The sequence below is a fragment of the Mesorhizobium sp. RSR380A genome (genome assembly GCF_054719385.1).
The window spans coordinates 1912925-1927008 of the sequence record NZ_JBTTIB010000001.1 but is presented as its reverse complement, the minus strand read 5'-3'; the positions used below and the strand labels follow the sequence as shown (position 1 = coordinate 1927008).

12 protein-coding genes are annotated in these 14084 nt (G+C 64.7%); 5 read left to right on the top strand and 7 right to left on the bottom strand.

Going from position 1 to position 14084, the window contains the following annotated elements; translation table 11 throughout:
- Positions 1 to 116 precede the first annotated feature (116 nt).
- The 4 genes from ACYG9Z_RS09275 to ACYG9Z_RS09260 are packed head-to-tail and all read left to right on the top strand — an operon-like array spanning position 117 to position 4238.
- A complete protein-coding gene (locus ACYG9Z_RS09275; protein ID WP_023683087.1) occupies positions 117 to 653 on the top strand; it encodes a tripartite tricarboxylate transporter TctB family protein in 537 nt (178 codons plus the stop codon).
- Between the two features lie 4 nt (positions 654 to 657).
- Positions 658 to 2181: a tripartite tricarboxylate transporter permease gene (locus tag ACYG9Z_RS09270; protein ID WP_023686551.1), complete on the top strand. Its 1524-nt coding sequence runs from the start codon at positions 658 to 660 to the stop codon at positions 2179 to 2181.
- 15 nt (positions 2182 to 2196) lie between these two features.
- Complete coding sequence (locus ACYG9Z_RS09265) at positions 2197 to 3375, top strand: CaiB/BaiF CoA transferase family protein (protein ID WP_031243996.1); 1179 nt, start codon at positions 2197 to 2199, stop codon at positions 3373 to 3375.
- A complete protein-coding gene (locus ACYG9Z_RS09260; RefSeq protein WP_031197621.1) occupies positions 3372 to 4238 on the top strand; it encodes a citryl-CoA lyase in 867 nt (288 codons plus the stop codon). Before ACYG9Z_RS09265 ends, ACYG9Z_RS09260 begins: the two co-directional genes overlap by 4 nt.
- Positions 4239 to 4244: 6 nt before the next feature.
- On the opposite strand, the gene ACYG9Z_RS09255 is transcribed toward ACYG9Z_RS09260, so the two are convergent.
- The gene (locus ACYG9Z_RS09255; protein ID WP_023669717.1) at positions 4245 to 4721 is read right to left on the bottom strand and encodes an NUDIX hydrolase; all 477 of its coding nucleotides are present in this window, start codon (positions 4719 to 4721) and stop codon (positions 4245 to 4247) included.
- A 122-nt stretch (positions 4722 to 4843) separates the two neighbouring features.
- On the bottom strand, positions 4844 to 5146 hold the full coding sequence (locus ACYG9Z_RS09250) for a hypothetical protein (protein ID WP_023683090.1): 303 nt from the start codon (positions 5144 to 5146) through the stop codon (positions 4844 to 4846).
- 218 nt (positions 5147 to 5364) lie between these two features.
- Here ACYG9Z_RS09250 and ACYG9Z_RS09245 point away from each other — a divergent pair, with 218 nt between their 5' ends.
- Entirely contained in the window at positions 5365 to 5955 is a 591-nt protein-coding gene (locus tag ACYG9Z_RS09245) for an invasion associated locus B family protein (protein ID WP_031243995.1), read from the top strand.
- A gap of 15 nt (positions 5956 to 5970) precedes the next feature.
- Here ACYG9Z_RS09245 and ACYG9Z_RS09240 read toward each other — a convergent pair whose 3' ends face one another.
- The 5 genes from ACYG9Z_RS09240 to kdpA all read right to left on the bottom strand — a co-directional run bounded on the left by ACYG9Z_RS09240 (position 5971) and on the right by kdpA (position 14067).
- Entirely contained in the window at positions 5971 to 6663 is a 693-nt protein-coding gene (locus ACYG9Z_RS09240) for a response regulator transcription factor (protein WP_023683092.1), read from the bottom strand.
- On the bottom strand, positions 6660 to 9392 hold the full coding sequence (locus tag ACYG9Z_RS09235) for a DUF4118 domain-containing protein (RefSeq protein WP_460222893.1): 2733 nt from the start codon (positions 9390 to 9392) through the stop codon (positions 6660 to 6662). Before ACYG9Z_RS09235 ends, ACYG9Z_RS09240 begins: the two co-directional genes overlap by 4 nt.
- 66 nt (positions 9393 to 9458) lie before the next feature.
- The gene (kdpC, locus tag ACYG9Z_RS09230) at positions 9459 to 10025 is read right to left on the bottom strand and encodes a potassium-transporting ATPase subunit KdpC (RefSeq protein ID WP_023744101.1); all 567 of its coding nucleotides are present in this window, start codon (positions 10023 to 10025) and stop codon (positions 9459 to 9461) included.
- Positions 10026 to 10037: 12 nt separating this feature from the next.
- Positions 10038 to 12131 carry a potassium-transporting ATPase subunit KdpB gene (gene kdpB / locus ACYG9Z_RS09225; protein ID WP_460222892.1) on the bottom strand — a complete coding sequence of 698 codons (2094 nt, stop codon included), beginning with the start codon at positions 12129 to 12131 and terminating at the stop codon, positions 10038 to 10040.
- 232 nt (positions 12132 to 12363) lie between these two features.
- Complete coding sequence (gene kdpA, locus ACYG9Z_RS09220; RefSeq protein ID WP_023751397.1) at positions 12364 to 14067, bottom strand: potassium-transporting ATPase subunit KdpA; 1704 nt, start codon at positions 14065 to 14067, stop codon at positions 12364 to 12366.
- Positions 14068 to 14084 lie beyond the last annotated feature (17 nt).

Genomic DNA, 14084 nt, shown 5'->3' with positions numbered 1-14084 from the left:
GGGCGGCCACGGCCGCCCCTTCCGACATTCGCCTGCGGCATGGACATATCATGCGCTGGGAGTGAAACTGCGGATGCGGCCGGCGGGAGGATGCCGGCCATCTCGGGAGGACATCGATGAGCACCAGCGACCAGCAGCCGGCGCCCCCGCGCCTTGCCATGCCCGAATTGTTGATCGGCATCGGGCTTCTCGCCTGTGCTGCGGCCGTGGCGTGGCAGACCCTGGCGATCCCGGTTTCGCCGCTCTATTCCAAGGTCGGGCCGACCGTCTTTCCCTACATCACCATGACCGGCATGATCGTGCTTTCGCTGCTGCTCATCGTCGCCGCGCTGCGCGGCGGCTGGCAGCCGCAGGAGGAAAAGGAAACGCCGACCGACTGGAAGGCCATGGGCATCGTCGTTGCCGGCCTGGTCGCCAATCTGGTGCTGATCCAGCCGCTCGGCTTCACCGCCGCCTCGGTCATCATGTTCGTGCTCGTCTGTTATGGCTTCGGCAGCAAGCACACGCTGCGCGATGCGCTGACCGGCCTGATCCTGGCGCTTGCCGCCTATTTCGGCTTTGCCAGGGCGCTCGGCGTCAACATTGGCGCCGGCTTCATCGAAAACCAGCTGAACACGGTGATCGACGCGATCATCGCCACTGCGAGGGGCTGACGCCATGGAGACGCTCGGCCATCTCGCCCACGGATTTTCCGTCGCTTTCTCGCCGATGAACCTGCTGTGGTGCCTGGTCGGCACCACGCTCGGCACGGCCATCGGCGTGCTGCCCGGCCTCGGGCCGGCGCTGACCATCGCGCTGCTGCTGCCGATCACCTACCAGGTGGCGCCGGAGGCGTCCTTCATCCTGTTTGCCGGCATCTATTACGGCGCCATGTATGGCGGCTCGACGACCTCGATCCTGCTCAACACGCCGGGCGAAAGCGCCACCATCGTCACCGCGCTGGAAGGCAACAGGATGGCCCGCTCGGGTCGCGGCGGCGCGGCACTGGCGACCTCGGCGATCGGCTCCTTCGTCGCCGGCACCATCGGCACGATGGGCGTCGCCTTCCTGGCGCCGGTGGTGGTGAAGTTCGCGCTGGCCTTTGGTCCGGCCGAATATTTCTCGCTGATGGTGCTCGCCTTCATCACGGTTTCGGCGGTGCTCGGCTCGTCCTCCGTGCGCGGCCTCACCAGCCTGTTCATCGGCTTCGTCATCGGCATGATCGGCGTCGACCTGCAGACGGGACAGCCGCGCTTCACCTTCGGCATGAACGAACTGCTCGATGGCGTCGATGTCATCATTGCCGCGGTCGGCCTGTTTGCCGTCGGCGAGACGCTCTACATGGCCTCGCGCCGCTATGCCGGCAAGGACGAGATCGTGCCGCTCAAGGGATCGCTCTACATGACAGCGGCCGAATGGGGACGATCGTGGAAGCCATGGCTGCGCGGCGCTTTTATCGGCTTCCCGATCGGCGCCATGCCTGCCGGCGGCGCCGAGATCCCGACCTTCCTGTCCTATGCCATCGAAAAGAAGCTGTCGAAGCACAAGGAGGAGTTCGGCACGGTCGGCGCCATCGAGGGCGTTGCCGGACCGGAAGCCGCCAACAATGCGTCTGCCGCCGGCGTGCTGGTGCCGATGCTCACCCTTGGCCTGCCGACCTCGGCGACCGCCGCAATCATGCTGTCGGCCTTCCAGAGCTACGGCATCAATCCGGGACCGCTGCTGTTGACGACGCAGGCCGATCTGGTCTGGGGCCTGATCGCCAGCCTGTTCATCGCCAACGTCATCCTGGTCGTCCTCAACCTGCCGCTGATCGGGCTGTGGGTACGGCTGTTGAAAATCCCGGCGCCGCAGCTCTATGCCGGCATCCTGGTGTTCGCCACCGTCGGCACCTACGGCATCTCGCAATCGCCGATCGACCTCGTCATCCTCTATCTCCTGGGGGCCGCCGGCTTCCTGATGCGGCGCTTCGATTTCCCGACAGCGCCGGTCATCATCGGCATGATCCTGGGGCCGCTCGCCGAAACGCAGTTCCGCCGGGCGATGACGATCTCGAACGGCGACTGGTCGGTGTTCTACACCCACAAGCTGTCGCTGGTGCTGCTGATCCTCGCCTTCATCGGCCTAGCCGGGCCGCATATCTGGGCCTTCATCGAGCACCGGCGCCGTCGCGGACCGGAGCATGTGCCGGGCGATGCCTGAGCAACCTGGAGCATCATGACCGATCTGCTTGCCGGCATCCGCATCCTCGATCTGACCAATGTGCTGGCGGGCCCTTATTGTGCCTATCAGCTGGCGCTGCTCGGCGCCGATGTCATCAAGGTCGAGACGCCGCAAGGCGGCGATCTGGCGCGCCAGCTCGGCGCCTCGCCGGCGCTCAACAAAGCCGGCATGGGCGCGTCGTTCCTGGCGCAGAATGCCGGCAAGCGATCGGTGGTGCTGGATCTCAAAAGCGAAGCCGACCGCGAACGCTTCCTCGATCTCGTCGCCTCGGCCGACGCGCTGGTCGAGAATTTTCGACCGGGCGTGATGGGGCGGCTGGGTCTCGGCTATGAGGTGCTGAAAGCGGTCCGCCCCGGTCTCGTCTATTGCGCCATATCCGGTTTCGGCCAGAGCGGGCCGATGCGCGACAATCCGGCCTACGACCAGATCATCCAGGGGCTGTCCGGTATCATGAGCATCACCGGCACGCCGGAGACAGCACCCTTGCGGGTCGGCTATCCCGTCGCCGACACGCTGGGCGGGCTGGTCGGGGCCTTCGCAATCGCCGCGGCGCTGGTCAAGCAGAAGACCTCGGGCGAGGGCGCGTTTCTCGATGTCTCGATGCTCGAATGCACGCTGTCGGCGCTGGGCTGGCCGGTGTCCAACTATCTGACCGCCGGCGTCGAGCCGCAGCCGATGGGCAATGAGAACATGACGGCTGCGCCCTCCGGCGCGTTTCGCACCGGCGACGGCCTGCTCAACATCGCCGCCAACAAGCAGGAGCAGTTCGTCATGCTTTGCGGGCTGATCGGCCAGCCGGAACTGGCCGACGATCCGCGCTTTGCCGAGCGCGAGACGCGCAAGCAGAACCGCGCCTCCTTGAAAGGGCTGATCGAGACAGCGCTTGCGAGCGCCTCGGCGGCTGCCTGGGAAGAAAAGTTCAACCGCGCCGGCGTTCCGGCGGGCCGGGTGCTGACGATCCCGCAGGTGCTTGGCGAGCGCCAGGTGGTCGAGCGCGACATGACCACGCGTTTCCAGGGTCTGCCCGGCATGGCGCAGCCGCTGACCGTGGTGCGCGGCGGCTTCATGGTCGATGGCGCGGCACCCTTGCCGGTCCTGCCGCCACCGGTGCTGGGTGAGCATATGGACGAGGTTTTTTCCACCCTGCCGCCGCGCGCCAGGAGAAGCGCGTGAGCGAGAGAAAAACCGGCCGCGAACGCGGCGAGGAATGGTGGCAGACCGGCATCATCGAGATGAGCCCCGGCATCATCCGGCTGCGCGGCTATGAAATCCAGGAGCTGATCGGCCGCGTCAGCTTTCCGGCCACGATCTGGCTGATGCTGCGCGGCGAATTGCCGAGCGAGGAGCAGGCGGCGCTGCTCGGCATTGCGCTGGGGGCGGCCGTCGACCACGGGCCGCAGGCGCCGTCGATCGCCATTGCCCGCATGGCCATCACCTGCGGCGTCGGCATCAACAGCGCCATGGCGTCCGCCGTCAACGTGCTGGGTGACGTGCATGGCGGCGCCGGCGAACAGGCGCTGTCCTTCTATGGCGACATTGCCGTGGCACTTGACCAGGGTGTTGCGCTGGACCAAGCCGTAGCCGCACGGCTCGACCGTTTCTTCGCCGAGGAGAAAGGCTATGTGCCGGGATTTGGCCATCGCTTCCACCCGGTCGATCCGCGCGCGCCGCGCCTGATCGAAGTGACGCGCGATTTTGCCGCGCGCGGCGTCGTCAGCGGACGCTTCGCCGACATCGCCGAGGCCGTCGAAGCAGAGGTGGCACGGCGCAAGGGCAAGAAAATACCGCTCAACATCGACGGCGCCACCGCCGTCATCTATGGCGAGCTCGGCTTTCCGCCGCCGTTGACGCGCGGCCTGTTCGTGCTCTCGCGCTCGGTGGGCATCCTGGCGCATGCATGGGAACAGTCGCAGCAAAGCGAGCGCAACAAAGGGCCGCTGCCGCGCGAATGGCTGTGGGCCTATACGGGCACGCCGCTGCGGCCATTTCCCGCTGAGGGGGATGAGGGTCCCGCTGAAGGGGACGAGGGCAAGTGAGGTTGGTCAGGCCGGGTCCGGCACTGCCGGCTGAGGCGGCGCCAGGTTGGCCATCAGCGTCGAGAGATCCGGCTCATCGATGAGCAACGCCGCGTCCTGCGGCTTGAGCCATGCCCGCTGGCGGCTCTTGGCCTCCTGCCAGTTGGCCAGTTCCTCGGACACCTCCAACAGATAGACGACGACGTCGACGCGCACGAAATTGTGCTCCAGCCGTTTCCAGTAGGAATAGCTGCCGGCCGGCGCCTTGCGGGTCTTGCCGAGCACGCCGGCTTCTTCGCGCGCCTCGATGGTGGCGGCCTTGCGCCCGCTCTTTCCTTTCATCGGCCAGCCCTTGGGCACGATGAACCGCTTCGTCGCTCGCGACGTCACCAGCATCACTTCGAAATTGCCTGAAACGTCCAGGCGAAAGGGAATGGCGGCGACCTGGCGAATGCGTTCGCCTCGCCTTGCCTTGCGTACCGCCTTTTTCTTGGTCGTCGCCATGTGCTGAAAATCCGGTCGGCGGGCGCACCGCCGCACGCCGCCTGCAAACCCCTGATATGCCCGCGAGGCAATGAGGCATTTTTAGTAAATAAGTCGACTAAGTAAATCGCAAGCGACCGATATCAACGGCAAACACGCACAATCTGGTTGTTGACGATCTGAATCGGACAAGCTTGCCGGACGACGGGCACTTCGGGGCGCGGCTGCGGCACGATCCGACGGTCCTGCTCGCGATATTGCTGCTGCTGTTGCTGGAACTGCTGCCGCTGCAGGCTGTTGCGCAATTGCTGCAGCTGGTTCTGCTGGATCAGCCGGTTGGCGCTGGGATTGACGGACTGAGCCGCAGCAGATTGCATGATGCCGGCGAGCGTTGCCGCCGCCAGCATTGCCGACATGAGAACTGTCGATAGGCGAAGCGTCGACATCAGTTCATTCCCGTACAGATATAACCTCCTCTCTATATAGGGCGTTCGTCTCGATCTGCCATGGGCCGGTCTGCCATGGGCCGATCTGCCACGGGTTGGCGAAATCCCTGAGGAAGCGGCCCGACCGCACTTGACAGAAAAGATCGATTGACCGCTCTATCGGGCGCGGATCTCGGCCTCAATCGCGGCTGACTCGAGGCACAATCGGGAGCATATTGATGAAAAGCAGGCAAGTATATTTCGCGGCGCTACTGGGCAGCATCTGTATTCTTGGCCCGGTGGCAGTCGCGGCGCAAACCAAGACCGACAAGGCGGCGCCTGCCGCCGCAGCGCCCGCCCCTGCTGCCGGCCCGACATTGCCTGGCGGCGCCTCGGCGCTGTCCGAGACACATGGCGACTGGACGGTCAATTGCCAGGTAACCGGCACGGCCAAGGTTTGCAGCCTGTCGCATCAGCAGTTCAACAAGCAGTCCAACCAGCGCCTGCTGGCGATCGAGCTGTCGAGCAAGAGCGGCGAGGATGCCGCCGGAACGCTGGCGCTGCCGTTCGGCCTGGCGCTCGCCAAAGGAGTCAGCCTGACCATCGACGACCAGAAGCTGGAAGGCAGCTTGCCGTTCAACACCTGCCAGGCCGTCGGCTGCCTGGTGCCGGTGGCGTTCGATGCCAGCGTGACGCCGCTGCTCAAGGCAGCCACCACGCTGAAGATCGACGCCTTCGCGGCCGACACCGGTCAAGCGGTGAGTTTCACCATCCCGCTCAACGGCTTCGGCGGCGCACTGGCACGGACGGCGGAATTGTCGGTCGACTGAGCAGCGAGCGCGCGGTCACTCAACCTCGCGTAGCCGGTACCCCACCCCGGTTTCGGTGGTGATGTAGCGCGGCTGGTCGGGCGACTTTTCGATCTTCTGCCGGAGCTGGCGGACATAGACCCTGAGATACTGCACGTCGGTCGAATCGCCCCACACCTGCTTCAGAAGGAAATGGTGGGTCAGCACCTTGCCGGCATGCTGCACCATAATACGCAATATGTCGTATTCCTTGGGGGAGAGCTTTATCTCCTTGCCTTCGACCTTGACGATGCGCTTGACCAGGTCGACGCTGAGATCGCCGGTGTGGAACACCGGCTTTTCGCCATGCTGCTGGAATTTGTGGCGCAGCGCGACGCGGATGCGGGCGACCAGCTCGTTCATGCCGAACGGCTTGGTGATGTAGTCGTCAGCGCCGAGTTCGAGCGCCGCGACGATGCCGGCTTCATCGGTGCGGCTGGACAGGATGACCACGGGCACGTCGAGGCCGTCGTCGCGCCATTTGCGCAGGAGATCGAGGCCACCCATGCCGGGCAGGCCGAGGTCGAGCAGGATCAGATCCGGCTTTTGTGCATCGACGAGTTCGATCGCAGCGTTGGCGTTGGGCGCTTCGCTGACCGCATAACCCTGGCTGCCGAGGCCGACGCGCAGCAGTTTGCGGATCGGCGGCTCGTCGTCGACGACCAGTATGCTGACGTTGGAATTTGTCATGCCGGATCACCAGAGTTTTGCCCGTCCGCGTTCCGTTCGTCCAGGCCGGGCGATCGTGCCGGCTTCGGCATGCGGATGGTGAAGACCGCGCCTTGGCGATCGCTGCGGTTCGCCGCCATGATCGTGCCGCCCATCGCCTCGATGAAGCCCCGGCAGATCGACAGGCCGAGCCCGGTGCCGGCCTGGACCTGATCGCGCTTGCGCACCCGGTAAAAGCTGTCGAAGACGCGCTCCAGGTCGGCGGGCGGAATGCCCGGTCCCTCATCCATGATCTGCAGCGCGACGGAGCCATTGTCGGCCCAGCCCTGCAGCCGGATTGTCGATCCCTGTGGCGCGTATTTCGCGGCATTGTCGAGCAGATTGAACAGCATCTGTTCGAACAGCACGGGATCAAGCTTCAGCATCGGCAGGTCGGCCGGAACATCAACCTCGGTCTTGTGCCCGGCAGTGATCTTGCGCGCCCGTTGCAAGGCCGAGCCGACGACATCGCCGACATAGTGGAGAGCAAAATTCGGCTCCATGGCGCCGGATTCAATCTTGGTCATGTCGAGCAGATTGGCGATGAAGCGGTTCAGCCGTTCGGACTCGTCGAGCACGGTGGTCAGCAGCTCGGCCCGATCGTTCTCGGGCAGTGCCGGCGCAAATTCCCTGAGCGTGCCGGCCGCGCCCATGATGGCCGCCAGCGGCGTCTTCAGATCATGCGAGATCGACGTCAGCAGTGCCGAGCGCAAGCGGTCGGCCTCGGCCGCCAGCCTGGCGCGATCGACATCGGCGACCAACTGGATGCGCTCGATGGCAACCGCCGCCTGATCGGCCAGCGCGTCGAGCAGGCGCTGTTGCTCGGGCGTCAGCAGCGGGCCTTGCTTGTCATTGTCGAGGCCGACGACGCCGACGGCCGCGCGTGCGGTGCGCAAGGGGAGGTAGAGGCGTTTTGCCCCGGGCAGGGTATCGGCGCCACGGCCGGCAGCCCGGTTGTGTTCCCAAGCCCAGCGTGCAGCCGCTATGTCGGCCTCGGCCAGCGTGTCATCGGGGGGATAACCGGCCTTGACGGTGATCGTGCCTTCTTCCGGCAAAAGCAGCACCACGCGCAGCTTCAGCATCGAGGCGATCTGGAAGGCTGTGGCCCACAAAACGTCGTCGAGCGTGCCGGCGCCGGCGAGCTTCTTTGAAAAGAGGTAGATGTCCTCGGTGGCCCGGGCGCGTGAACGGGCGGCGGCTGCCTGACGCTGCACACGCGCCGTCAGATTGCTGGCGATGACGGCAACGACGAGGAAGACGGCGAAGGCAACGATGCTCTCCGGATCGCGGATCGTCATCGTGTAGCGCGGCTCGAGAAAGAAGAAGTTGAAGGCAATGGCGCTGAGGAAACAGGCGTACAGCGCCGGCCACAGGCCAAAGGTCACTGCCGATGTCAGCACCGCCAGCAGAAGCACGCTGGCAAGGTTGCGAACGTCGAGGAACTGATCGAGGACGGCGCTGACGGCAAGCGCGCCGGCGACATAGACGGTCGAGAAAAGATAAGGCCAGAGTTGAAATGGCGTCTGCTCGGCCGCCGCCTTGACCCTCGACGTGGCCTCGTTGTCGCGCTCCGTTCCTGAAATGACATGGACGCTGATATCGCCGGCATTGCGGATCAGATCGTAGGTAAGCGAACCCTCGATCAGTTCGCGCCAGCGCGAGCGGGTCGGCCTGCCGACGACGATATGGGTGAAGTTGTTGGCCGTGGCGTGGCGGACGATGTCCTGGGCGACGTTCTGGCCCGGAATGGTCGTCACCTCGGCGCCGAGCTGCTCGGCCAGGCGCAAGAGCGTGGCCAGCTGGTCCTTGTCTTCCTCCGACATGGCGGCCGAACGCGGCGTGTCGACATGCAGCGCCGTCCACGGTGCGCGCAGCCGGTCGGCCAGCCGGCGCGCATAGCGGACACGAGACGCTCCGCCCGGACGCGCATCGACGCAGACGAGCACCCTTTCGCCCGCCGCCCAGGGGCCGGGAATGGCGTGCGACTGCATGTGGTTGAGCAACTGCTCGTCGACGCGCTGGGCGGTGCGGCGCAGCGCCAATTCCCGAAGCGCGGTCAGATTGCCCGGCGAGAAATAGTTTTCGACTGCGCGCTGGGCAGTGTTGGGGAAATAGACCTTTCCCTCTTTCAGCCGCTTGATCAGGTCGTCGGGCGTGAGGTCGATGATCTCGATGTCGTCGGCCTGGTCGATGATGGAGTCCGGGACCGTTTCGCGCACCCTGACGCGGGTGATCTGCGCCACGACGTCATTCAGGCTCTCGACATGCTGGATATTGAGCGTGGTGTAGACGTCGATGCCGCGCGCAAGGATTTCCTGGACGTCGAGATAGCGCTTGGGGTGGCGGCTGCCGGGTGCGTTGGTGTGGGCGAGCTCATCGACGAGCACCAGCGCGGGGCGGCGGGCGAGAATGGCATCGATGTCCATCTCATTCAGCACGCGGTCCTTGTAGTCGACCTTCTGGCGCGGGATGACCTCGTAGCCTTCGACCAGCGCCAGGGTTTCCTTGCGGCCGTGGGTTTCGACGATGCCGATGACCACGTCGATGCCGTCGGCAAGCATGGCGCGGCCGGCCATCAGCATTTCGTAGGTCTTGCCGACACCGGGTGCAGCACCCAGAAATATCCGCAGGCGGCCGCGCTCTTCCCGTTCCGCATGCTCGAGCAGCGCGTCCGGAGAGGGTCTGGTATCGTTGCTTCTGGCGTCCGGCATCAGGCTCGATCATGAACGGCGCCGAGGATCGTGTCGATCCCCGGCCCTGGCTTCAGAGATTGTCTCTCACTGCTTGGTATCGTCCAGTGCCAGGTTGAGCGCCAGCACATTGACGACCGGCTCGCCGAGGAAGCCGAGTTCGCGGCCTTCGACATGGCTGTCGACAAGCGCCTTGACCTTGGCTTCGTCGAAGCCCCTGGCCTTGGCCACCCGAGCGACCTGGAAATAGGCGGCGTCCGGGCTGATAGCGGGGTCGAGGCCGCTGCCGGACGTCGTCACCAGATCCATCGGCACCGGCTGGTTCGGGTTCTCCGCCTTCAGCTTTGCAACATCGCCCTTGATGCGGTCGATCAGCTTGGGGTTGGTTGGACCGAGATTGGAGCCGCTGGACGCTGCGGCGTTGTATCCGTCGCCGGCAGCCGAGGGGCGGCCATGGAAATACTTGTCGTCGGCAAAGCCCTGGCCGATCAGTTCGGAGCCGATGACCGTGCCGTTTTTCTCGATCAAGCTGCCATTGGCCTGGTGCGGAAACAGCGCCTGGGCGATGCCGGTCATGCCCAGGGGATAGATCAGGCCGGTCAAAACGGTGAAAAAGACGATCATGATAACAGCGGGTCTTATCTGAGTGAGCATGGACGTATTTCCTTAAGCGAGGCCGAGGCCGGTGACGATCATGTCGATCGCCTTGATGCCGGCGAAGGGAACGATGATGCCGCCGAGGCCGTAGACCAGCAGGTTGCGGCTGAGCAGCGCGCCGGCGCCGATGGCGCGGTATTTGACGCCTTTAAGCGACAGCGGGATCAGAGCGATGATGATCAGCGCGTTGAAGATGATGGCCGACAGGATGGCGCTCTGCGGCGTCGCCAGATGCATGATGTTGAGCGCTTGCAGGGGGCCGATTGTATGTCCCGGCGCAACGTAGAAGACGGCAAACATGGCCGGGATGATGGCGAAGTATTTGGCGACGTCGTTGGCGATCGAGAAGGTCGTCAGCGAGCCGCGCGTCATCAGCAGCGCCTTGCCGATCTCGACGATCTCGATCAGCTTGGTCGGGTCACTATCGAGGTCGATCATGTTGCCGGCCTCGCGGGCGGCAACCGTGCCGGTGTTCATGGCGACGCCGACATCGGCCTGCGCCAAGGCCGGCGCGTCGTTGGTGCCGTCACCGCACATGGCGACCAGCTTGCCCTTGGCCTGTTCGTCGCGGATCAGCTTCAGCTTGTCCTCGGGCGTGGCCTGGGCGAGGAAATCGTCGACGCCGGCTTCGGCTGCGATCGCCGCCGCAGTCATCGGATTGTCGCCGGTGATCATCACGGTGCGGATGCCCATTTTGCGCAGTTCGGCAAAGCGCTCGCGGATACCACCCTTGACGATGTCCTTGAGGTGGACGACGCCGAGCAGGCGGCCGTCACGCTCGACGGCCAGCGGCGTGCCGCCCGACTTGGCGATCTCGTCGGCGATCGCCTGGAGATCCTTGACGGTGTCGCTGCCGGGGCGCGCGCCGTGAGTGGCCGATGTCGACTGGCTGACATAGGCGAGAACCGAATCGACGGCGCCCTTGCGCACCGACGAGCCATCGATGTCGACGCCGCTCATCCGGGTCTGCGCGGTGAAGGGCACGAAGCTGGCATGCAAGGTTGCCATGTCACGGGCGCGGATGGCGTATTTCTCCTTGGCCAGCACGACGATCGAGCGTCCCTCAGGCGTCTCGTCGGCGAGCGAGGCGAGCTGCGCGGCATCGGCCAGTTCCTGTTCGGTGACGCCCTTGACCGGGCGGAATTCGGTGGCCTGGCGGTTGCCGAGCGTGATGGTGCCGGTCTTGTCGAGCAAAAGCGTATCGACGTCGCCCGCCGCTTCGACGGCACGGCCGGACATGGCCAGCACGTTGAAGCGCACCAGGCGGTCCATGCCGGCAATGCCGATGGCCGACAGCAGGGCGCCGATGGTGGTCGGGATCAAGGTGACGAACAGCGCGACCAGCACCGTCACCGGGATATAGCCGCCGGAATAGGAGGCAAAGCTCGGGATCGTGGCGGTGGCCAGCACGAAGATCAGCGTCATGCCGACGAGCAGGATGTTGAGCGCGATCTCGTTGGGCGTCTTCTGGCGCGAGGCACCCTCGACCAGCGAGATCATGCGGTCGAGGAAGGTGTGGCCGGAGGCGGCTGATATGCGCACGCGAATCCAGTCGGACAGAACCTGCGTGCCGCCGGTGACCGCCGAACGGTCGCCGCCGGATTCGCGAATGACGGGTGCGGACTCGCCGGTGATTGCCGCCTCGTTGACCGAGGCCACGCCTTCGATCACTTCACCGTCGGACGGGATAATGTCGCCGGCTTCGACCAGCACGATGTCGCCAACCTTCAGGCTGGTGCCGGGCACCAGCTTGAACCTGGAGCGGTCTTCGCCGGCAAGCAGCTTGGCCTGGGTTTCGGTGCGCGCCTTGCGCAGCGAATCGGCGTGCGCCTTGCCGCGGCCTTCGGCGACGGCCTCGGCCAAGTTGGCGAACAGCACGGTGAACCACAGCCAGATGATGATCTGCAGCGTAAAGCCGAAATCGCCGCCGCCGGTGGCGAGATCCTTGACGAACAGGACCGTGGTAAGAAGCGAGACGATGGCGACGACGAACATCACCGGGTTCCTGACCAGCGTGCGGGGGTCGAGTTTCCTGAAGGCGCCGCCGATGGCCGGCCACAGGATGCGGGCATCTATGATGCTCGCGGATTTGGACCGGCTCATTTGGTGGCTCCAGTATCTGAACTGTTGGCCGGCACCGACCGATCGGATGCCGAAAAGAGGGGCGGCGGACCATAGGCCAGCAGCCAGATCACGATCATGACTGCCGCGAGGCCGAGGAAGGTAGATACGCTGGGGAAGGGAGGGGGCGTTTCCTCCCCCTCATTGCCGGCTCGTGGGCCGGCTCGCGGCCGGGCCTTCATGCGTTTTGGGTAGAACCAGGACATGACAAGCCTCAGAATGTCTGGCCGTTGATGGCAGCCAGGTGCTCGACGATCGGTCCGATCGCCAGTGCCGGGAAGAAGGTCAGGCCGACGACGATCAGGATGACGCCGACGAGCAGGCCGACGAACAGCGGGCCGTCGGTCGGGAAGGTGCCGGCGGAAGCCGGAACCGTCTTCTTCGTCGCTAGCGAGCCGGCAATGGCAAGCGCTGGAATGATGACGAAGAAGCGACCCACCCACATGGAGATGCCGAGCGTGATGTTGTACCAGGGCGTGTTGCCGGAAAGGCCGCCAAAGGCCGAGCCGTTGTTGGCCGCCGCCGAAGTGTAGGCATAAAGAACCTCGGAGAAGCCATGCGGACCGCCATTGGCCATCGAGGCGACGGCGCTTGGCAGTACGACCGCTATTGCCGTGAAGACCAGCATGACCAACGGCAGAGCGAGGATGGCGAGCATTGCCATCTTGACCTCCTTGGCCTCGATCTTCTTGCCGAGATATTCGGGCGTGCGGCCAACCATCAGGCCGGCGACGAACACGGTGATGACGATGAACATGACGATGCCGTAGAAGCCGGCGCCGACGCCGCCGACGATGACTTCGCCGAGCTGCATGTTGAGCATCGGGATCAGGCCGCCAAGTGCTGTGAACGAGTCATGCATGGCGTTCACCGCACCGCAGCTCGCAGCCGTGGTGATGACGGCGAATAGTGCCGAAGCGGCAATGCCGAAGCGGCTCTCCTTGCCTTCCATGTTGGCGCCGTCGACGCCCAGCGCATGGACCAGCGGATTGCCCGCGGCTTCCGCCCAGTAGCAGATAACGACGCCGGCGATGAACAGCACACCCATCGTGGCCAAGATCGCCCAGCCTTGGCGCTGGTTGCCGACCATGCGGCCGAAGAGGTTGGTGAGTGCAGCACCCAGCGCGAAGATCGTCACCATCTGGATCATGTTGGAGATGGCGTCGGGGTTTTCGAAAGGATGCGCGGCATTGGCGTTGAAGAAGCCGCCGCCATTGGTGCCGAGCATCTTGATGGCGACCTGCGAGGCGACCGGCCCAAGGGCGAGCGTCTGCTTGGCGCCCTCCAGCGTGGTGGCGTCGACATAAGGCCCGAGCGTCTGCGGCATGCCGAGCCAGACATAGACAAGGGTGAGCACGATGCTGAGCGGCAGCAGGATGTAGAGCGTGCAGCGGGTCATATCGACCCAGAGATTGCCGATCGATTTGGCCGAGGCGCGGGCGAAGCCGCGGATCAGCGCCACCGCAATGGAAATGCCGACGGCGGCCGACATGAAGTTCTGCACGGTCAGGCCGGCCATCTGCACGAGGTAGGACAACGTGCTTTCGCCGCCGTAATTCTGCCAGTTGGTGTTGGTGACGAAGCTGACGGCAGTGTTGAAGGCGAGATTGGGTTCGACCGATGCCATCCCGGCCGGATTGTAAGGCAGGACGCCCTGCAGGCGTTGCAGAAAGTACAGCACCAGGAAGCTGGCAAGGCTGAAGAAGATGATTCCTGCCGCGTAGGTCGTCCAGTGCTGCTCCTCGCGCTCGCTGGTTCCCGAAATGCGGTAGAGGCCGCGCTCAACGGGCCCGAGTATGGGCGAGAGAAAGGTGCGATCGCCATTGAAGACGCGGTACATGTAGCCGCCGAGCGGCTTCACCAGCAAAACGACGATCCCGCAATAAACCAGGATCTGTATCCATCCGTTGAGTGTCATGGCTTTCCGTGCCTTGC